The sequence below is a fragment of the Qaidamihabitans albus genome (assembly GCF_016464705.1).
Taxonomy (GTDB): domain Bacteria; phylum Actinomycetota; class Actinomycetes; order Mycobacteriales; family Pseudonocardiaceae; genus Qaidamihabitans; species Qaidamihabitans albus.
Genome location: NZ_JAEHOB010000015.1, coordinates 91761 through 110677 on the forward strand (window position 1 = coordinate 91761; position 18917 = coordinate 110677).

The 18917-nt window shown below is 70.3% G+C and carries 24 protein-coding genes, 2 tRNA genes and 1 other RNA gene; 9 read left to right on the forward strand and 18 right to left on the reverse strand.

All coding sequences use genetic code 11. The features are described 5' to 3' along the window. From JAP66_RS24850 to JAP66_RS24875, 6 genes are all read right to left on the reverse strand, one after another. Nucleotides 1-411 (reverse strand): DUF2267 domain-containing protein, encoded by a 411-nt coding sequence (locus tag JAP66_RS24850; protein ID WP_199434261.1) that lies wholly within the window; start codon nt 409-411, stop codon nt 1-3. A gap of 4 nt (nt 412-415) precedes the next feature. Beyond that, nucleotides 416-640 (reverse strand): hypothetical protein, encoded by a 225-nt coding sequence (locus JAP66_RS24855; protein ID WP_199434262.1) that lies wholly within the window; start codon nt 638-640, stop codon nt 416-418. Between the two features lie 66 nt (nt 641-706). Beyond that, on the reverse strand, nt 707-1300 hold the full coding sequence (locus JAP66_RS24860; protein ID WP_199434263.1) for an ATP-dependent Clp protease proteolytic subunit: 594 nt from the start codon (nt 1298-1300) through the stop codon (nt 707-709). A 139-nt stretch (nt 1301-1439) separates the two neighbouring features. After that, nucleotides 1440-2723: a hypothetical protein gene (locus JAP66_RS24865; protein WP_199434264.1), complete on the reverse strand. Its 1284-nt coding sequence runs from the start codon at nt 2721-2723 to the stop codon at nt 1440-1442. Further along, complete coding sequence (locus JAP66_RS24870) at nt 2720-3313, reverse strand: RNA polymerase sigma factor (protein ID WP_199434330.1); 594 nt, start codon at nt 3311-3313, stop codon at nt 2720-2722. Before JAP66_RS24870 ends, JAP66_RS24865 begins: the two co-directional genes overlap by 4 nt. A 120-nt stretch (nt 3314-3433) precedes the next feature. Next, nucleotides 3434-3910: a winged helix-turn-helix transcriptional regulator gene (locus JAP66_RS24875; RefSeq protein WP_199434265.1), complete on the reverse strand. Its 477-nt coding sequence runs from the start codon at nt 3908-3910 to the stop codon at nt 3434-3436. 115 nt (nt 3911-4025) lie between these two features. On the opposite strand from JAP66_RS24875, the gene JAP66_RS24880 reads away from it, so the two are divergent. Continuing rightward, entirely contained in the window at nt 4026-4934 is a 909-nt protein-coding gene (locus JAP66_RS24880; protein WP_199434266.1) for an NADP-dependent oxidoreductase, read from the forward strand. Nucleotides 4935-5010: 76 nt separating this feature from the next. On the opposite strand, the gene JAP66_RS24885 is transcribed toward JAP66_RS24880, so the two are convergent. Then, on the reverse strand, nt 5011-5442 hold the full coding sequence (locus JAP66_RS24885) for a MerR family transcriptional regulator (RefSeq protein WP_199434267.1): 432 nt from the start codon (nt 5440-5442) through the stop codon (nt 5011-5013). A 92-nt stretch (nt 5443-5534) separates the two neighbouring features. Here JAP66_RS24885 and JAP66_RS24890 point away from each other — a divergent pair, with 92 nt between their 5' ends. Next, nucleotides 5535-5951, forward strand: a complete 417-nt coding sequence (locus JAP66_RS24890; protein WP_199434268.1) for a hypothetical protein — start codon at nt 5535-5537, stop codon at nt 5949-5951. A gap of 132 nt (nt 5952-6083) precedes the next feature. Here JAP66_RS24890 and JAP66_RS24895 read toward each other — a convergent pair whose 3' ends face one another. Then, nucleotides 6084-6830 carry an alpha/beta hydrolase gene (locus JAP66_RS24895; protein WP_199434269.1) on the reverse strand — a complete coding sequence of 249 codons (747 nt, stop codon included), beginning with the start codon at nt 6828-6830 and terminating at the stop codon, nt 6084-6086. Nucleotides 6831-6965: 135 nt separating this feature from the next. Here JAP66_RS24895 and JAP66_RS24900 point away from each other — a divergent pair, with 135 nt between their 5' ends. After that, entirely contained in the window at nt 6966-7796 is an 831-nt protein-coding gene (locus JAP66_RS24900; RefSeq protein WP_199434270.1) for a helix-turn-helix domain-containing protein, read from the forward strand. Nucleotides 7797-7875: 79 nt separating this feature from the next. On the opposite strand, the gene ssrA is transcribed toward JAP66_RS24900, so the two are convergent. After that, nucleotides 7876-8247, reverse strand: a transfer-messenger RNA (tmRNA) gene (gene ssrA, locus JAP66_RS24905). A gap of 174 nt (nt 8248-8421) precedes the next feature. Between ssrA and JAP66_RS24910 the strand changes: the two genes are divergently transcribed. The 3 genes from JAP66_RS24910 to JAP66_RS24920 are packed head-to-tail and all read left to right on the forward strand — an operon-like array spanning nt 8422 to nt 10955. After that, nucleotides 8422-9117: a sensor domain-containing protein gene (locus tag JAP66_RS24910; RefSeq protein ID WP_199434271.1), complete on the forward strand. Its 696-nt coding sequence runs from the start codon at nt 8422-8424 to the stop codon at nt 9115-9117. A 29-nt stretch (nt 9118-9146) separates the two neighbouring features. After that, complete coding sequence (locus JAP66_RS24915; protein WP_199434272.1) at nt 9147-10286, forward strand: sensor histidine kinase; 1140 nt, start codon at nt 9147-9149, stop codon at nt 10284-10286. A 27-nt stretch (nt 10287-10313) separates the two neighbouring features. Then, a complete protein-coding gene (locus tag JAP66_RS24920; protein ID WP_199434273.1) occupies nt 10314-10955 on the forward strand; it encodes a response regulator transcription factor in 642 nt (213 codons plus the stop codon). Nucleotides 10956-10974: 19 nt separating this feature from the next. Here JAP66_RS24920 and JAP66_RS24925 read toward each other — a convergent pair whose 3' ends face one another. Beyond that, nucleotides 10975-11346: a cupin domain-containing protein gene (locus JAP66_RS24925; protein WP_199434274.1), complete on the reverse strand. Its 372-nt coding sequence runs from the start codon at nt 11344-11346 to the stop codon at nt 10975-10977. A 79-nt stretch (nt 11347-11425) separates the two neighbouring features. Here JAP66_RS24925 and JAP66_RS24930 point away from each other — a divergent pair, with 79 nt between their 5' ends. From JAP66_RS24930 to JAP66_RS24940, 3 genes are all read left to right on the forward strand, one after another. After that, nucleotides 11426-11887 carry a MarR family winged helix-turn-helix transcriptional regulator gene (locus JAP66_RS24930; protein ID WP_199434275.1) on the forward strand — a complete coding sequence of 154 codons (462 nt, stop codon included), beginning with the start codon at nt 11426-11428 and terminating at the stop codon, nt 11885-11887. Between the two features lie 86 nt (nt 11888-11973). Continuing rightward, on the forward strand, nt 11974-12207 hold the full coding sequence (locus JAP66_RS24935; RefSeq protein ID WP_199434276.1) for a DUF8847 domain-containing protein: 234 nt from the start codon (nt 11974-11976) through the stop codon (nt 12205-12207). A gap of 100 nt (nt 12208-12307) precedes the next feature. Continuing rightward, nucleotides 12308-13570 (forward strand): acyltransferase family protein, encoded by a 1263-nt coding sequence (locus tag JAP66_RS24940; RefSeq protein WP_199434277.1) that lies wholly within the window; start codon nt 12308-12310, stop codon nt 13568-13570. Here JAP66_RS24940 and JAP66_RS24945 read toward each other — a convergent pair. The 8 genes from JAP66_RS24945 to JAP66_RS24980 form a co-directional block, all read right to left on the reverse strand. Further along, nucleotides 13567-14463 (reverse strand): amidohydrolase family protein, encoded by an 897-nt coding sequence (locus JAP66_RS24945; RefSeq protein WP_199434278.1) that lies wholly within the window; start codon nt 14461-14463, stop codon nt 13567-13569. The genes JAP66_RS24940 and JAP66_RS24945 overlap by 4 nt on opposite strands. Next, a complete protein-coding gene (gene smpB, locus JAP66_RS24950) occupies nt 14460-14942 on the reverse strand; it encodes an SsrA-binding protein SmpB (protein ID WP_199434279.1) in 483 nt (160 codons plus the stop codon). The genes JAP66_RS24945 and smpB overlap by 4 nt, the downstream gene beginning before the upstream one ends. Nucleotides 14943-14956: 14 nt before the next feature. Further along, on the reverse strand, nt 14957-15856 hold the full coding sequence (gene ftsX / locus JAP66_RS24955; protein WP_199434280.1) for a permease-like cell division protein FtsX: 900 nt from the start codon (nt 15854-15856) through the stop codon (nt 14957-14959). 73 nt (nt 15857-15929) lie between these two features. Then, the gene (gene ftsE / locus JAP66_RS24960; protein ID WP_199434281.1) at nt 15930-16619 is read right to left on the reverse strand and encodes a cell division ATP-binding protein FtsE; all 690 of its coding nucleotides are present in this window, start codon (nt 16617-16619) and stop codon (nt 15930-15932) included. Nucleotides 16620-16721: 102 nt separating this feature from the next. Beyond that, the gene (gene prfB, locus JAP66_RS24965; RefSeq protein ID WP_199434282.1) at nt 16722-17825 is read right to left on the reverse strand and encodes a peptide chain release factor 2; all 1104 of its coding nucleotides are present in this window, start codon (nt 17823-17825) and stop codon (nt 16722-16724) included. A 121-nt stretch (nt 17826-17946) separates the two neighbouring features. Next, entirely contained in the window at nt 17947-18447 is a 501-nt protein-coding gene (locus tag JAP66_RS24970) for a PadR family transcriptional regulator (protein ID WP_199434283.1), read from the reverse strand. Between the two features lie 143 nt (nt 18448-18590). Continuing rightward, nucleotides 18591-18667: transfer RNA gene (locus tag JAP66_RS24975), tRNA-Met, on the reverse strand. A gap of 168 nt (nt 18668-18835) precedes the next feature. After that, a tRNA-Met gene (locus tag JAP66_RS24980) sits at nt 18836-18909 on the reverse strand. Nucleotides 18910-18917: the final 8 nt, after the last annotated feature.

The window sequence follows — 18917 nt, forward strand, 5'->3', positions numbered from 1 at the left end:
TCAGGACCGCAGCTCACCCGTGCTGCCCGCGTCGACCAGCTCGCGCAGCTCCTCGGGCAGCGAGTCGCGGACCTTGTTCAGCACACCCTGCGTCGCCTCGCCGGTCACCTCGAGCACCACGCGCGATCCGTAGACCGCGTCCGGCTGCTGCAGGTGGCCGCGCTCGGCGACCCGCTGGGCGAACTCGTCCAGGCCGAACCGCTCGCCGCTGCCGGCGCCGCCCATCGTGACCGTCCGGCGCAGGTGCTCGCCGATCTCGGTGGGCAGCTGGTCGGCCACGTGGTTGGCGACCTGCTCAGGGATCCGCTCCCCGAGCGTCTCCAGCGTGGCACGGGTGACGCCTTCGGCCTCACCCCGGCTGGCGAGCTGCGCCCTTGCCTGTACCTGACCGATGAAGTGATCGTGATCCATAGGCTCAGTCCTCCGAGAGGCGCTTGGCGAGAAGCTCCTTGCCCTGGTCGCCGGCCTTCTTGTTGTTCTCCTGGATCTTGCGGAACCAGCTCGCGAGCTCCTGGTCGCCCTGACGCTCGGCGTCCGCGATGTAGGTCTCCATCTGGAACACGTAGTGCAGCGAGGCCTGCACCACCGAGATCAGGTTGTAGTTCTTGTCCTTGAGCGGGCTCTGCGGTTCGTTCGCCATGTGACTCTCCCTTCGTCGCAATGGCAGATTTGCCCGCCCGCCCGGTATCCAAACCGCCGCGCCCGGCTACGGCGTGCGGCTCACCACGTGGTCGACGAAGCCGTAGTCCCGCGCCTGCTCGGCGGTGAACCAGCGGTCACGGTCCGCGTGGGCGATGATGCGCTCCACCGGCTGCCCGGTCTGCTGGGCGGTGAGTTCCGCGATGTGCCGCTTCATCTCGCCGAACACCTCGGCCTGGATGACGATGTCGGAAGCCGTACCGCTGACGCCCGCCGACGGCTGGTGCATCACCAGCCGCGCGTTCGGCAGGGCGTAGCGCTTGCCAGGGGCCCCGGAGGACAGCAGGAACTGGCCCATCGACGCCGCGAAGCCGAGGGCCCAGGTCGAGACGTCGGGCCGGATGAGCTGCATCGTGTCGTAGATGGCCATCCCGGCGGTCACCGAGCCGCCCGGCGAGTTGATGTAGAAGGTGATGTCGCGCTCGGCGTCGTCGGCGGCCAGCAGCAGGAGCTGTGCGGAGATCCGGTTCGCGACCGTATCGTCCACTTCGGACCCGAGGAAGACGATGCGCTCGGCGAGCAGGCGTTCGTAGACGGCATCCGGGTGCCCTGTCGCGTCCGCGGTGCGGAGTTCGGGAAGTCTCTCGATCGTCGTCGTCATGTCCCGAAACTAGCCTTCCCGGGGCCCGCCCACGGCCCCGTTCGCCGAGGGCTGAGCCGCGAGTCCCCCGCCCGAGCCCGCGAGTGCCGCATTGCCGCCCCGCGAGTGCCGCACTCGCGGGGCGGCAGTGCAACGGTGGCTACTCCTTCGGGACACGCGGCAGCGGCCCCCGGTACAGCACCCCACCCGCGGCGTCGTAGGCGGTCGCGGTCACGGCACTCGCACCGATGCCGGCACCGTCCGGCTCGACGCCGGGCACGAATGCCGCGAACGTCCGCGCATGTACGTCCACGTCCACGGTCGCGCCCGCCGCCTCAAGGCGGAGCTTCGCCACGTCCGCGCTGGTCACCCCGGCGACGGTGAGACCGGGGAAATGGCTGCCGCCACGCAGGAGCGCGATCGGAAGCTCCGGCGACGTCGCCGTCTCCGGCGCCGGATGTACCCGGAAGTCCCAGGACGGCGCGATGCTGCAGGTTGCGCTGGCCCGGCCGTTGGTGGCAACGACGAAGGTGGAGTCGTAGGCCGCGGCCGTCCTACCGGACTCCGGGTCTTCGACAGCCGGGAAATGGCGGTCGAACAGCGCACCCGCCCGCCAGGTAGTGGTATCGACCACGGGACCACCGCCGTTGCCCGGCTCGTTCAGGCAGGCCGTCAGTGCGGCTCCCGCGGCCGAGGAGTCCTCGGCGGGCTCCGCGGGCCGGTCGACCTGATACACCGCCGGAGGTGGAGCCGGCAACACCTGCTCGGTCTGCTCGTCCTGCTGGCTGTCCAGCCCGAGCACCGCGACGAACCCCGCGTCGCTGACGTCGTTCAGTGCCACGCTGCCCACGAAGATGCCGTCCCGGACCGCGAACGGCCCGGCGGCCAGCGGCGCGGGCTCCAGCGCGACGTCGGTTCCCACCGGGTCCTGGGTCCGCACCTGCACCTGGTCGATCCCGGACTCGACGAATCCGACGACGGTTCCGTTCGGGCTGCTCATGGCGGTGCTGACGCGCTGCCCTTCCGGCGGCTGCGGTGAGGTGATCGGCGCGGACACCGAAACCGAGGTCAGTGACGTCTCGCAGAACAGCGAGGTATCCCCCGCCCGGATGCCGGTGACGGTGGTCGCGGGCAGCGACTCGCGGAACAGCTGGCGCCACGCCTCGCGGGCCGGGTAGGCACCAGCCTGGTCGCTGTGCTGGATCGCCGTCCAGCACCGGTCCACATCGGCGTTGCCCGCCGTCGAGACCGGGACATCCTCGCTACCGGTGCCGTTGACGTAGACGGCGCCCCCGGCGAGCACGGCGACGGCGGCGGCGATGCCCAGCGGGACCCGCGCCGGGCGGCGGCGCGGGCCGTCCATCCCGGCCCGCACGGTGTCGTAGATCCGCTCGCGGGTCTGGGACGGGAGCTCGCGATCGGGTGGCAGGCCGAGGTCGTTCATGACTCCTCCAGCATCGTGCGGAGCCGGGCACGGGCCCGGGAGATCTGGGAGCGGACGGTCGCCTCGGCGACCGACAGTGCGGACGCGGCCTCGGCCACCGTCAGGTCGCCGAGCAGGCAGAGCTGCGCGGCCTCACGTTCGGACCGGGGCAGGCGGCGTACCGCGCCGAGCACCTCGCGGAGACGTTGCTCGCCGGAGAGGCGGTCGGCGACGTCCTCGGCGTGGTCGCGGTCGGTGCCTGCCCGCGGGACGCGGCGCAGCAGCCGGTCGAACCGCCGCTCACCGCGTGCGTGCGTGCGTGCGAGGTTGCCGGCGACGGCGTAGAGCCAGGGGCGGGCGCTGTCCTGGTCGAGGGCGATCCCGGCGCATTTGCGCCAGGCGGTCAGGAACGTCGACGAAGTGAGGTCCTCGGCCGCCGACCAGGAGGCGGTGAGCCGGTAGGCGTGGTTCCAGACGGCTTTGGCGTGGCGCCGGAACAGCTCGGCGAAGGCGGGTTCGTCTCCCGTCGCGGCACGGCTCCACAGGTCGGCGTCGGTGGGCGGGACGGTATCCGGCGGCTCGGCGTTATCCGCCCTGCGTAAGCCGGTCAGAGCCCGCACCTTTCTCGTGGGTTCGGATGCAATGGTCACGTACAGGGGTGTCCGGCACCGCGGCCGTGTTGCGCCGCCCGTGCGACAGAGGTTCCTCTCCTCCCTGAAAACCCCAGCCCGTCAGCCCTGATCTTTCGGGAGATCGGCTGGGTCGTGCGGAGCGGCGGGAGTGTCGTACTTCTCGCGGTTGACGAGCACCTCGTCCATGTGCGCCTCCGCCCACATCTTGATGCCGCGCATGACGTCGTGGAGCGAGAGCCCGAGGTCGGTCAGCTCGTAGGTGACCGTGACGGGCACGGTCGGCGTGACCGTGCGGGTGAGCAGGCCATCCCGCTCGAGGGAGCGCAGTGTCTGGGTGAGCATCTTCTGGCTGACCCCGGCCAGCCGGCGGGACAGCTCGGAGTAGCGCATCGACCGCGGCGCGCCTGCGCAGTCCTCCCCGGGGTGCGGACCGTCGCTGCCGAGCGCGGCCAGGACCAGGGCCACCCACTTGTCGGAGATCCGGTCGAGGAGCCGGCGACTGGGACAGCCCGCCAGGAACGCGTCGTAGTCCACCTTCGCCCGCGCCCGCTTCTGGGCCGCCGTCATCGTCGGCATCGACGGCTCCTTCCTACCGCTCGGTGACCTACGCACTTCGAAGTGCGTACTTCCCGTTGGAGAGTTACCTGTCCAGTGTGGTGGAGCAGCACTGATATCTCCACAGGAGGCGAACATGTCCACCACCTTCCGCGCCGCGGTCGTCCGCACCCCGGGCGGTCCCGACTCCATCGAGATCATCGAGGTACCCGTCGCCGAGCCCGGGCCGGGCCAGGTCCGGGTCGAGATCGCCGGGGCCACGGTCAACCCCGTCGACCTGGCGGTCGCCGACGGCGTGTTCCACCGGCTCGGGCTGATCGACCAGCCCGAGCACACCGGCCTTGGCTGGGACTTCGCCGGCACCGTCAGTGCAGCCGGTCCGGATGTCGACCTCCCGGTCGGCAGCCGCGTCGCGGGGCTGGTCGGTGGGTTCGACCGCGACTTCGGCACGTACGCCGAGCAACTGGTCGTCCCGGCGAGCGACATCGCACTCGTACCCGACGGGCTCGACCTGGTCACGGCCGCCGCGGTCCCGGTCAACAGCCTGGCCGCGGCCCAGCTGGTCGACCTGCTCGGCGACGGCGGAGGCCGCAGCCTGCTGGTGACCGGGGCCGCGGGCGCGGTCGGGGGCTACGTCATCCCGCTCGCCCGGGACCGCGGCTGGCGGGTCACCGGACTGGCCCGGGCCGAGGACGAGGAGTTCGTGCGCGGCCTCGGCGCCGGCTTCACCGCACAGGCCGCGCCCGGCTGGGACGCGGTAGCCGATGGTGCCGCGCTCCAGGAGCAGGGCGTCGCACTGGTCCGCGACGGCGGCCTCTTCGTCGGCGTGCAACCGGGCGCATTGCCGGCAGAGGAGCGCGGCGTCACCGTCCGCGTGGTGGTGGCGGAGCCCGACGGTCCCCGGCTCGCCCAACTGCTCGACGCCACCGCGAAAGACCGCCTGCCGGCGCGGGTGCACGCCGTCGTACCACTCGACCAGGTCGCCACCGCCCACCGAGCGGTCGCGAAGGGCGGGGTGCGCGGGAAGTACGTCCTTCAGCCCTGAGTCTCGCCCGGAACGGAGCAAGTGCTTGTTGGGCGTGCTCGACAGCGTCGGCACGCCCATGACTCCGCAGGGTCGCTTATCCGGTTCCGGCGTGCTCCGAGGCCAGTTGGTCGAAGGGCGTTCCTTCGACCAGGCGATCCAGTGTCGCGACCAAGGATGAGCATTCGCGGGTCGGGTGGTCGTGGGGGCACTGCAGGGTGTGTTTCAGCAACTCCCGTGCTCCTGTTGCGCGGGCGATCAGCTGGTCGAACTCGTCGACCTGCTGGGCGACGATCTGCCGCCACTGAGCGCTGGGTGCGTCGAGGATCATGGCGGCGGCGTCCAGCGGCAGACCCAGCTGGTGCGCGAGGCGCAGGAAGGCAAGGCGGCGGAGTTCGCCGGTGCCGTACAGCCGCCGACTCCCCTGACGCGAGGCGGGGTGTACCAGGCCACGCTCGTCGTAGTAGCGCAGTGTCGACGGTCTCACTCGCAGTTGCCTGGCGGCTTGGCCGATCGGGATGAGATCCATACCGTCCAGTTGACTTCAAGCCGCCTTGAACTCTCAAGCTGGCGGCTGTGGCAGGGGCGCGAGGAACGGGACTGCAGCGGCTACCGCCCGCGGTGCGCACCGACCTGCCGGTACTGGCGATGCTGGTGCTGTGTTGGCTGATGCTGACCGTCGCGGCGTGGGCGCATCTGGCGACCGGGCTGGTGTTGGCCGTCGTGATCGGTGTGCACCTGCGTACTCGCTGGCCACAGGTGCGGGCCCTGACGCGTGGTACGGGGCGGTCGATGTCGGTGCGCCGGCTGGTCAGGCGAGCGGCGCACCGGCTGCTGTTGGCTGCGGCAGCGGCGATGATCGCCAGCGGGCTGGCGCGTTGGGCCGGTGTACCTGCGCAGGACGCGTGGCATGGCACGAGCAGTTACACGCTGCTGGGGGTGGTCACCGTTCACCTGCTACTGGTGCGGCGACGGTTGTGGATACGCCTCAGAGGCAGGCAAGCCCGGAACGAGAACCCCGGGAACCGAACGTCGTGACGAACAACGGCCTACCGGGCCGCGTCGACGGGTGGATGACGGCCCGGAGCAACGCCGTCACCGAACGGCATCCGGTCGCGCTCGCGGACCCGGCCCGGCGGACGTCTACCGCTCTCCGTGCACCAGAAATGGCTACCCGGACATTTGACCGCGCTCACCACGAGTGTGGAACGAGCCGAGTTCGAGGAGGAGATCGGTGAGCTCGGCCGGCATGGTGACCATGGCGTCGTGGCCGGTCGGCAGTTCCCAGACCTGGGCCGGGCTGCCGTTGGGCTGGGTCTCGGGGACGGGGCGTCGCTCGAAACCCTCCGGTACGACCGTGTTGTGGATGTGGGTCCGTGGGATCGCGGTCGCGGCCGGGTTGTCGAGCCGGACCGGCTCCTGCAGAGCACGCACCGGTTGGTCCGACAGCATCGTGCGCAGCCAGGCGATGTCGTCCGGGTCGGTGACGCCGAACAGGCTCGCCGGAGGGGGCGGGACCCGCCAGCCGCTCTCGGAGTTCAGCCCCATGTCGATCAGGCGCTTGGTCGAGGGCATGACGTCGGCCGCGCTCTCCCCGTCCTCGGGAACCATCGCGTCGAGGTGGACCAGCCGCCCGATCCGCTCCGGGACCCGGTTGGCGACGGCCGAGATGACCATCCCGGCGTAGCTGTGCCCCACGAGCACGACGTCGGTGAGGTCTTCGGTTTCGAGCAGCCTGACGACGTCGTCGGCGTGCGTATTCAGCCCCACCTCGGGGCCGAGCAGATGCTTTTTGTCGCCGTAACCGGTCAGCGACGGCGCGAACACCCGGTGCCCGGCCGCCTCCAGCAGCGGGACCACGCGGTCCCAGGATCGACCGCTGTGCCAGGCGCCGTGTACCAGCAGAAATGTTGCCATGTTTGACGTTCCCAACTTGTCCGTTACAGGGCCACCGACCACGTTGCCGCCGGGGCATCGACCCAGCCAGAGCCCCCGCGATCCTGGGGGTGGCAGGACCAGGCATCCGCGGGTTCCCGCGGCTACCGTGGAGACATGGCCGACGAACCGAGCCTGCTGGGCGACTTCGTGCGCGCCCGGCGCGAGCTCGTCACTCCCGAGCAGGCCGGGATCTCCGTCGCCGGGGTACGGCGCGTGAAAGGACTGCGCCGGGAGGAGGTCGCGATGCTCGCCGGCATCAGCGCCGACTACTACCTGCGCCTGGAACAGGGCCGCGACCGCAACCCATCCGTGCAAGTCCTGGAATCCCTCGCCCGCGTGCTGCAGCTCGACGACGATGCGACCGAGCACCTGCTGCGCCTCGGCGCCGCCAAACCCCGGCGGCACAGGCGGCAGGCCCGCAAGGAAACCGTCCCACCGAGCACCGCCCAGTTCGTCGCCACGCTCCCGTTGCCGGCCTTCGTCGAGGGTCGCTACTTCGACGTCCTTGCTGCCAACGCCCTGGCGACCGCTCTGTCGTCACGGCTCGCGGTGGGCGGTAACCGCCTGCGGGATCTCTTCCTCGATCCCGAAGAGCAGGCCCTCTACCCGGACTGGGCAAACGCCACCGTCGACGCGGTCGCCGGCTTCCGCGAGTCCGTCGGCACCGACACCGACGATCCCCGGTTCATCGAACTCGTCGGCGAGCTCTCCCTCGCCAGCCGCCGGTTCAGCCGACTCTGGTCCCGCCACGACGTGGTCGTGTGCTCGGGCGTGCCCATGCGCATCGACCACCCCCAGGTCGGTGACCTGCTGCTGAACCGAGAGCGGCTCGGTGTCGACGGCGAGCCGGGCCAGACGCTCGTCGTCTTCCACCCGGATCCCGGCACGGACAGCGCCGGCAAGCTGGCACTGCTGGCCTCCGCCATACCCGCGACGGTCGACTAGATGTAGTCCTGCGAGTACGACCAAGATCGGAACAAAGCGAAAGCGCCCTCCGCTCGTCGAGCGGAGGGCGCTTTCGGTCGGGTGGAGGTGCCGGGAATCGAACCCGGGTCCTCTGTCGCCTCATCAGGGCTTCTCCGTGCGCAGTTCGCTATGCCTCTACTCGGCCCCACCGGTCACGCGAACAAGCCGGTGTGACGGGCCCAGCCACTGTTGGTTTCCCAACCAGCTCCCGTGGCCGGAGCTGGCGGTAAGCCTCCTGGCTGATGCCGGCAGACCGGGTCGGAGGCTTACCCGGGCCGACAGACTCGCACTCGCTCAGGCGGCGAGGGCGAAGTCGCGCTGACTGTTCGTCTTGGCGCTTATTTTAGTGCGATGACGCTTTCGGTGGTCTCTCGCCTGCACCGGCACGCTTCCCCTGAATCAACGTCCAGAGTCGAAACCGTTCACCCCCTCGGGCTTGGAACCGCTGTGCGCTTCCGTCAAGGATAACGCCTCGGGCAACCCGATGATTCCGGCCGCCCGGGGTGGGGCCCGCCCCACCCCGAAGCTGGCAGCTCACACCATGTTCCCCGCAGGTCGGAGCCTCCATCGTAGTGGGTGTACGGCACAGAAGAGGGAGAAACCCATGACTCCGGCACCAGCCGGGCGCGCCGAGAACCGGGCCCGCCCGCCGATCGGTGGTTCGATCGCCTACCTGCTGCTCAACCTGCCCGTGGGGATCGCGGGCTTCGTCGTCCTGCTCACGCTGGGCGCCGTGGGGGTGTCCACGGCCATCGTGTGGGTCGGCGTGCCGATCGCCGCGCTCGCGGTGCTCTGCGCCCGGGGTGGCGCCCGCCTCGAGCGAGCCAGGATCCACTCGATGCTCGGCACGTACATCCCGCTGCCCTACCGGCCGCTGCCCGAAGGCGGGCAGAAGCCGCGGTGGCGGGCCCGCCTGCGCGACGGCGCGACCTGGCGGGACGTCGCCTACTTCCTGCTGCTGTTCCCGCTGGGCATCGTGCAGTTCGTCCTGGTCGTCACGTTCTGGTCGGTGAGCCTCGCCCTGCTGGCCCTGCCGGTCTACTACCGGTTCCTGCCCGGTGGTGCCTACCACTTCCCCGGCTACGACCTACGCTGGATCACCGTCGACTCGGCGCTCGCGGCGCTGCCGTGGGCCGCGCTGGGCGTGCTGTTCGTGGCGCTCTCGGTGGCGCTGACCCGTGCGCTTGCGGCCGGGCACGCGGGCTTCGCCCGTTCGTTGCTCGGCCCGAGCAGCGAACGGTTCCGCGAGGCCGAGGACTCCTTTCGCGCCGCGCGGCCGATGAGCCCGGTGGCAGGATGACCACCAGCGCGACGACGGAGGTCCCAGCCATGACCGACAACAGTGCCGTGGCCGAGCAGCCGCGGCCGAACGCCTTCAAGGCGATCGGTTTCATGGTGGTGAGCTTCCCGCTGCGGCTGGTGCAGTTCGTGCTGGTCGTGGCGCTGACCTTGATCGGCATCGCCACGACGATCATCTGGGTCGGCATCCCGGTGCTCTTCGCCGCCACGCAGATCCTCCGCTGGTTCGCCGACGTGGAGCGGCGCTGGGTACGGACAGCGCTGAACACGCCGGTTCCCGACGCGGAGCGGCTGCCCGCCGAGGGGAACGCGCTGCAGCGCTGGCGGGTACAGCTGACCGACCCCACCACCTGGCGCGACCTCGCGTACCTGATGGCCGTATTCCCGATCGGCGTCATCGAGTTCGCACTGGGCCTGGCCGCGATCGTGCTGCTGCCGATAGCGATCTGGGTCATTCCCGGCCTCGGCTGGATCCACGGCCAGCTCGCGCTTTCGCTGCTCGGCCCGCCACGGGCCCACCGGCTCGCCGCGAGGGCATCCCGGCTGCAGGCCTCCCGCGCCCGTGGCGTCGACGCGGCCGAGGCGGAGCGGCGGCGGATCGAGCGTGACCTGCACGACGGGGCGCAGCAGCGCCTGGTCTCGGTGGCGATGAGCCTCGGCCGTGCGCGGACGAAGCTGGACGGTGACGCGGAGGGCCTGCGCGAGCTCATCGACGAGGCCCACAGCGACGCGAAGCTCGCCGTCTCGGAGCTGCGCGACCTCGCGCGCGGCATCTATCCGGCTGTGCTCGCCGACCGCGGGCTCGACGCGGCGCTCTCGGCGCAGGCCGCGAAGGCGCCGATCCACGTCGACGTGACCGTGGACGTGGAGCCTCGGCCGCCCGCGGCGGTGGAGACGACGGCGTACTTCATCGTCGGCGAGTCGCTGGCCAACGTCGCGAAGCACAGCGGTGCGACCGAGGCGAGCGTGCGGGTGTGGCGGGCCGGCGATCACCTCGACAACGTCGTGGTCGAGGTGACCGACAACGGGCACGGCGGCGCCGAGCTGCGTCCCGGAGGCGGGTTGGCGGGGCTGGCCGACCGGGCTGCCACGATTGACGGCATCATCACCGTCGTCAGTCCATCCGGCGGCCCCACCGTGATCCGAGCGGACCTTCCGTGCACGTGGTGAGCCGGTTCCAGTAGCTGGGGAGTTCACATGCGCGTGGTCATCGCCGAGGACGCCGTCCTGCTGCGGGCGGGGGTGCAACGGTTGCTGGCCGACGAGGGGATCGAGACGGTGGCCGCCGTCGACAGCGGGCCCGACCTGCTGGAGGCGATCGAACGGCACCGTCCCGAGCTGGCGATCGTCGACGTGCGGATGCCGCCGACGTTCACCGACGAGGGTCTGCGGGCGGCACTGCGGGCCCGGGAGCTCGTACCGGGCCTGCCGGTGCTGGTGCTTTCCCAGTACGTCGAGGAGACCTACGCGGTCGAGCTGCTCTCCGGCGGCGCGGGCGGGGTGGGATATCTGCTGAAGGAACGGGTCGCCGATGTCACCGACTTCCTGGACGCGGTACGCCGGGTCGCCACCGGCGGCACCGCGATCGACCCCGATGTGATCGCGCAGCTCATGGCACGCGGCAGGAGGAACCCGCTCGACTCGCTGACGGCCCGCGAGTCGGAGGTTCTCGGGCTGATGGCGCAGGGGCTGTCGAACACCGCGATCGCGAACAGGCTGGTGGTCTCGCACGGTGCCGTGGAGAAGCACATCGGCAACATCTTCGCCAAGCTCGGCCTGGAGGCCAGCTCCGAGGAGCACCGCCGCGTGCGCGCCGTCCTCACCTATCTGGGCCGCTGACCCCGCACCAGCCGCCGGCTCACCGGGCCCAGGGCGGATCGATGGTCCGGCCGTGCACGGTGCCGCGCATACCCCGGGACGTGCAGACGGTGAGCCACGCAGGCCCGGCGGCCGGGTTGCCCAGCCGCAGCGGCGTGTGCGGGGCGACGATCAGCGCGTCACCGGCCGCGAGCTCGTGCTCCACCCCGCCGACCTCGGCGACCAGCCGCCCCTCGTGGAGTACGAACACCTCCTCCCGGTCCACGGTGTGCGGCTCGCTCCACGCGCCCGCAGTGGCCTCCAGTGCCCAGACCGCCAGCTCCGCCGAACCCCGGCTCGGCACGGCCAGTGGCCGGAAGACGAACCCCGCGGTCTCGAACCGCGGCGCCTCCGCCAGGGTCGCCAACGTCATCACAACCTCCAGGTAGTCAAGTAGGTTTACCGCTAATAAGGTAAACAGACCTGACCATCTAGTCAAGTAGGTTGTCTATATGCCGCCGTCCGGCGACCTGCCCGCGCTGCTCGCGGTGTCCTTCCGCGCCGTGATGGATCGCGTACACACCCACCTCGCCGCCGAGGGGTTCGGCGACGTCCGGCCCGCACACGGGTTCGTCTTCCAGTACCTGTCCTTCCACCCGCACGCCACGGCCGTCGAGCTGGGCGAGCACCTTGGCATCACCAAGCAGGCCGCGGTCCAGCTCATCGACGAGCTGGACCGCCGCGGCTACGTCGAACGCCACCCGCACCCGACCGACCGCCGCAGCCGCGCCATCGGCCTCACCGCACGCGGGCGGGCGTGCATCGAGCGGGTGGTCGCGCACTGGCAGGACATCGAACGGCGCTGGGCCGAGCTGATCGGCGAGGAGCGGGTCCAGCGGCTGCGCGGCGACCTCGCGACGCTCACCGACGACACCGCGGGCGGGCGGCCGGTGCCGCTGCGGCCGCTGTGGTGAGCGCCGCCGTCACCCTTTCCGACGTCGGCCGGTGCCCGTTCGCTCGCCTACCATGGCCGGAAGTGCCGAAAACCGAGGAGGCGCCCATGACAACCGAACAGGTGCGCTTCTTCGGCGGCCCGCTCGACGGACGCACCCAGTCGCTCGACCTGGATCCGGTTCGCGGCAGCATCCTGCGCCACGTCCATCTGCACGACGGCCCGAAGATCGAGACCTACTACCAGCTCGGCTACACCGCCGCCACCGGCTGGAGCTACCGCCTCTGCGGCCTGCCGCTCGACGACGAGACCGCCGAGCCGGACGAGGTGGGCGAACGCTGACCGTGGGGCCTGCCCCACCCTCCGCGCCGGGAGAACCGTAAGGCCACAACGGTGGCCGGCAGGGCTGTGTCCCGGCGCCCTGCCGACCAGGCTCTACGGCATGCAGACCTCTCCGGCGAGGGACACCTTCCTCGACGTCGTCCGCACTCTCGCGATCGTGGGCGTCGTCGTCCAGCACTGGGCGATGCCGGTCCTCGACCACACCGGCGGGCAGCTCACGACCGGCAACGCCCTGACCACGCCCGGCTGGTGGGTGGTGACCTGGCTGTCACAGGTCATGCCGCTGGTGTTCTTCGCGGGCGGCGCGGCGAACCTGCTGTCCCTGCGCACGGCAGCCTCGGCGGCCGACTGGCTCGCCCGCCGCGTCCGCAGGCTGTTGCTGCCGGTCCTGCCGCTGCTGGCCGTGTGGCTCGTCATCCCACGGCTGCTGCGTGACCTCGGGGCACCGGAACAGCCGCTGGCGATCGCCGGCGCGATCGCCGCTCAGCTGCTGTGGTTCCTCGCCGTCTACCTGCTCACCGTGCTCGCGACGCCGCTGCTGGCCGCCGCGCATCGTCGGTGGGGCCTCGCGGTACCGCTGGCACTGGCCTGCGCCGCCGCCCTCGTCGACGTCGTCCGGTTCGACGTCTTCGGTCCGGCCGGCTACGTGAACGCGGTCTTCGTCTGGCTGGCGGTGCACCAGCTCGGCTTCCACTACGCCGAAGGCAGGCTCGGCGACCTCTCCCGGCCCGGCGCACTGACACTGGCGGCCGCGGGCTTCGGCGCCACCGCACTGCTCGTGGTGCTCGGGCCGTATGCCGCGAGCATGATCGGCATGCCCGGTGCGCCGGTTTCGAACATGAGCCCGCCCGCGGCCTGCCTGATCAGCCTGGCCATCGGCCAGATCGGCCTGGCGCTCGCCGCCCGCCCGGCGCTCGCCGGGCTCACCCGGCGCCCGGTCCCGCGGGCCGCGCTCGACTGGATCGGCCCGCGTTTCATGAGCGTCTACCTCTGGCACATGCCCGCGCTCGTGACCGTCTCCGGGGTCGCCGTGCTGGCGCTGGACTACGCCACCCCCGCGCCCGGCACGCTTCCGTGGCTGCTCGCGCTGCCGGTGTGGCTGGCGCTGACCGGCCTGGTGCTGGTGGCGCTGCTGCGGGTGTTCGGCCGGTTCGAGACCAGGCGGCCCACCGGCGGCGACCGGATCCCGGCAGGGCAGCTGGCCGGGGCCGGGCTGCTCGCCTCGACCGGACTGCTGGGGCTCGCCGCGAACGGGTTCTCCGCGACACCGGGCGACGGGCCGGTCCTGTGGGCGGGTCTGGTGCTCGTGGCCTACGTGCTCAGCACCAAAGCGGTCCGGCCGGTTCCGGTCGCGCCCCGCTAGCAGCCGAGCAGCTTCGCCGGCGTGTCGTGCAGCACCGAGCGCAGGAACGGCTCCCCGAGCCGGTCATCGGCCTCCGCCCAGTCCGCGATCGCCCGTAGCTGGGTGGCGTAGGAGTACGGGATGTTGGGGAAGTCGGTGCCCAGCACCACCCGGTCGGCGACATCCACGAGCCGCCGCGGCCAGTCCGCGGGCAACGGCGTCAGCTGCTGCGTGAAGGGCACGCCGACCATGGTCGTGTCCAGGTACACCCTCGGATAGGCCGCCGCAAGCTCCAGCGCCCCCTCGTACTCGGGCATCGCCGCGTGGGCCAGCACGGCGACCAGTCTCGGATGCCGGGCAAGCACCTCGGCGAACACGTCGAGCCCGGTGTACTCGCCCCGCAGCGGGCCATGTCCACAGTGGATCACCACGGGGACCCCTGCGTCGGCCAGCGCGCCCCAGACCCCGTCCAGCAGTCCGTCCCGCGGATCGTAGGCCCCGACCTGGACGTGCGCCTTGAAACAGCGGGCGCCCGCCCGCAGCGCCGCGTCCACGTAGGCCGGTGCCGAGGGCTCCGGGTAGAAGGTCGCGGTGGGCACGGCGTCCGGCTCCCGCCTGGCGAACTCCAGCGCCCATTCGGTGAGCCACTGCCCCATCCCCGGCTTGTGCGGGTACACCAGCGGGGCGAAGCGGCGCACGCCGAACGAGCGCAGCGCGGCGAGCCGGTCCCGTTCGGGCACCCTGTAGTGCACCGGCCAGTCGACGCCGTAGTGCTCGGACGCCTCGTCGAAGTACGCCCAGACCTTCCGCAGCATCCGTTCCGGCAGGAAGTGGACGTGCAGGTCCACCAGGCCGTCCAGCCCGAGGCCCCGCACCCAGGCCGCGATCTCCTCGTCCGAACCGGGGCCGGTCAACCGCGGTACTTCCCTTTCACCGCCTGGCCCATCGCCCTGGCCACTTCGCGCTGGGCGTCGCGCTTGGCGAGCGCCTGGCGCTTGTCGTAGGCCTTGCGGCCCTTCGCCAGCGCGAGCTCGACCTTCACCTTGCCATCCTTGAAGTACAGCGAAAGGGGCACCAGGGAGAGCCCGCTCTCCTTCGTCTTGCCGATGAGCTTCTCGATCTCACCCCGGTGCAGCAGCAGCTTGCGGGTACGGCGCGGCTCGTGGTTGGTCCAGGTGCCCTGCGCGTACTCCGGGACGTGCAGCCCGCGCAGGAAGACCTCGCCGTCGTCGACCGTCGCGAACGCGTCGGCCAGCGAGGCTTTGCCGTCGCGCAGGCTCTTCACCTCGGTACCGACCAGGACGAGCCCGGCCTCGTAGGTGTCGAGGATCGAGTAGTCGTGCCGCGCGCGGCGGTTCGACACGATCACCTTGCGACCGGTTTCCTTGGGCATAGTACGACTCTACGTCAGTGCCGCACGTACAGCCGAAGCGTCACGTACCCGGTCACCGCCGAGATGATGATCGACACCCCAAGCAGGATCGGCGCCACGGGGAACAGCACGTCGATCAGTTCGATCTTGGGTATCGCGCCTCCCGTCGCGGCCAGGATGCGATCCAGGACGACGTACTTCAGCGCCACCAGCCCGCCGAGCCCGATGATCGCGCCCAGCACTCCGGCGACGACGGCCTCCAGGAGGAACGGTAACTGCGTGTACCAGCGGGTCGCGCCGACGAGCCGCATGATCCCCACCTCGGTCCGCCGCGTGTACGCCGAGACCTGGATGGTGTTGGCGATCAGCAGCACGGCGGCGAGCGCCGCGATGAGCGCGACGATGAAGGTGCCGTTGCGGCCGGCGTTGAGCAGGTTGAAGAAGCGGTCGAGGAACTTGTTCTGGTCATCGACGTTGGCGACGCCCGGCTGGCCGGTGTACTCCTGCAGCAGCACCTCACTGCGGGCCGGGTCGAACAGCTTGACGTGCAGCGAGGCTGGCAGCGCCTCGGGCCGCGCAAGCTCCACCAGCTCGGGCTGCCCCTCGAAGATCCGCTTGAACCGCTCGTAGGCCTCGGCCCGGTCCTCGTAGACCACGGACTCGACGGCCTGGTTGTTCTCCAGCGACTGGCGGATGGAGGCACACGGCTCGCCGGTGCAGTTCTGGTCGTTCGCACTGATGTCCTCGGTGAGATACACCGTCACCTCGACGTCGTCGAGGTAGCTCACCTTCATCTTGTCGATCGTGCGGACGAAGAGCAGGCCACCGCCGAGCATGCCGAGCGAGATGGCGGTGGTGAGGATCATCGCGATGGTCATCGTGACGTTCCGGCGTAAACCGGTGATGACCTCGCTGAACACGAAGCTGGCACGCATCGGGGCGACGTTCCTTGGGTCGGGGCTGTCGGGTGGGGCGGGGCGTTGTCGGGTTGCCTGGGCGCTGTCGGGGTCAGCGGCCCACGCCGTAGACACCTCGCTTGTCGTCTCGGATCACCTTGCCGAGGTGCAGCTCGACCACCCGGCGGCGCATGGAGTCCACGATCGAGTGGTCATGGGTGGCCATCAGGACGGTCGTGCCGGTGCGGTTGATCCGCTCCAGCAGCAGCATGATGTCCTGGCTGGTGTCGGGGTCCAGATTCCCGGTCGGCTCGTCGGCGAGGAGCACGAGCGGGCGGTTGACGAACGCGCGGGCGATCGCGACGCGCTGCTGCTCACCGCCGGAGAGCTCGTTGGGCATCCGGTCCGCCTTGCCTTCGAGTCCGACCAGCTCGAGCACCTCGGGAACGACCTTCGTGATCGTGTGCTTCGGCTTGCCGATGACCTCGAGGGCGAATGCCACGTTCTCGGCGACCGTCTTGTTCGCGAGGAGCCGGAAGTCCTGGAACACGCAGCCGATGGTCTGCCGGAGGCGGGGGACCTTGCGGCGGGGCATCTTGGCCACGTCGAAGTTCGACACCATCACCCGGCCTTTGCTGGGCGCCTCCTCGCGGAGGAGCAGCCGCAGGAACGTCGACTTGCCGGAGCCGGAGGGACCGATGAGAAAGACGAACTCACCCTTGTCCACGTCGACGGAGACGCCCTCCAGTGCGGGGCGTGTCGAGGTCTTGTAGACCTTGGAAACACTATCGAGCCGGATCACGGTCGCACATCCTACTCATGGCGCCCGTTAAGCCCTGGTTGCCTCTGCGAATCACGGCGCCGGCCCCGCCGAGCAGGACGCTTCGCCACCGCGCCGCGCCGGTTACCCGTCCGCGGTCTGCTTGCGCCAGCGGATGCCCGCTTCCAGGAAGCCGTCGATGTCCCCTTCGAGCACGGCCGAGGGGTTGCCGACCTCGTGCTCGGTACGGATGTCCTTGACCATCTGGTACGGGTGCAGCACGTAGGAGCGCATCTGGTTGCCCCAGCTGGACCCGCCGTCACGCAGCGCGTCCATCTCGGCCCGGTCCTCCTCCTTCTTCCGCTGCAGCAGCTTGGCCTGCAGGACCTTCATCGCGGCCGCGCGGTTCTGCAGCTGCGACTTCTCGTTCTGGCAGGACACGACCACCCCGGTCGGCAGGTGCGTGATGCGCACCGCCGAGTCGGTGGTGTTGACGCTCTGCCCGCCGGGCCCCGAGGAGCGGTACACGTCGATCCGGATGTCCTTCTCCGGAATCTCGACGTGGTCGACCTCCTCGACCTCCGGCAGCACCTCGACGTGCGCGAACGAGGTCTGCCTGCGGCTCTGGTTGTCGAACGGCGAGATACGCACCAGGCGGTGCGTGCCCTGCTCGACCGACAGCGTCCCGTAGACATAGGGCGCGCTGACCTTGAAGGTGGCCGACTTGATGCCGGCCTCCTCGGCGTAGGAGATGTCGTAGACCTCGGTCGGGTAGCCGTGCCGCTCGGCCCAGCGCAGGTACATCCGGAGCAGCATCTCGGCCCAGTCGGCGGCGTCGACGCCACCGGCCTCGGACCGGATGGTGACCACGGCGTTGCGCTCGTCGTACTCGCCGGAGAGCAGCGTGCGGACCTCGAGGGCGTCGATCTCCTTGCCCAGCTCCTTCAGCTCGTTCTCGGCCTCGGTGCGGCTGGCGGCGTCACCCTCGGCCACGGCCAGCTCGTGCAGCACGCCCAGGTCGTCGAGCCGCTGGCGCAGCTCGGTGACCCGGCGCAGCCGGGCCTGCTTGTGCGAGAGCTGGCTGGTGACCTTCTGCGCCTCGCCAGGGTCGTCCCACAGGCTCGGGCTGGACGCCTGCTCCTCCAGCGCACCTACCTCGTTGCGCAGCGCGTCCAGATCCATCACGGCCTCGACCTGCGTCAGCTTGCCGGCGAGATCCTTCAGGTCTGTTTCGAACTCAGCACTCACAACCAACAAGGTTACGGCAATCACGCGGCCGCCCGGGACCGGGCGCACGCGCGGACGCGGGGCACCGGAGTCACGGTGCCCCGGCTCCGCGCGCCGCCGGTCCGGCCCGGCTCAGTCCGGCTCAGTCCGGGGAGACGGCATCGAGCAGCTTCAGCGCGGCCCTGGCGTGGGCCTGGCCGAACTCCGCGACGGCCTTGGCGACCGGGTCCGGTGCGCCCTTGGCGGCGGCCTTGGCCTCGTCGAGGTCCTGCGCGTACTTGGCCCTGGCGTTCTCGAAGAGCGTGGTGCGCTGCTTCGGCGTCAGCACACCCGCGTTCACGACGCGCAGGATCAGCGGGCTGCGCAGGTGGTCGGGCCCCGGCTCGCTGATGAGCCATGCCTTGAAGGCCTTCTTACCGGCTGCGGTGATGATGTACTGCTGGCTGGAACGCGGTCCCTGCTTGCCGAGGCGGACGAGGCCGGCCTGCGACAGGGCTGGTAGCTCCCGGTAGACCTGGCTGCGCGTGACGCTGAAGAACATGCCGAAGTGTTCCTCAGCGCCGGCGACGAGCTGGCCACCGGTCGCCGGACCGTCGTGGAGCAATCCAAGCAGTGCTGCGGCAGTTGCGTTCAAATCGGACACGTATCTACCGTGCCACGTCTTCGCTCATCTGTCCACTGTGGTCATGCTTCCGTCCACTGTGGAACAGGCGGTTCAGAAGGGTCACACACGGCCTGAGCACCGAAAAGAGGCCCGGACCACCCGGTCCGGGCCTCTTCGAAATTTGGTAGCGGGGACAGGATTCGAACCTGCGACCTCTGGGTTATGAGCCCAGCGAGCTACCGAACTGCTCCACCCCGCGTCGTTGTGAGTACAACTCTACCCCACCCCTCCCGGCGTCCGCACCGGGGGTCCCCACCTGGGTTCCAGGGGCGAAGCCCCTTGGCGGAGGTCCGGGGGTTCGACCCCCGGGGTAACGCGAAAGATGCCGGGTTCGCGCTCTCCGCGAACACCCGGCATCCAGCATCTGTAGCGGGGACAGGATTCGAACCTGCGACCTCTGGGTTATGAGCCCAGCGAGCTACCGAACTGCTCCACCCCGCGTCGTGACA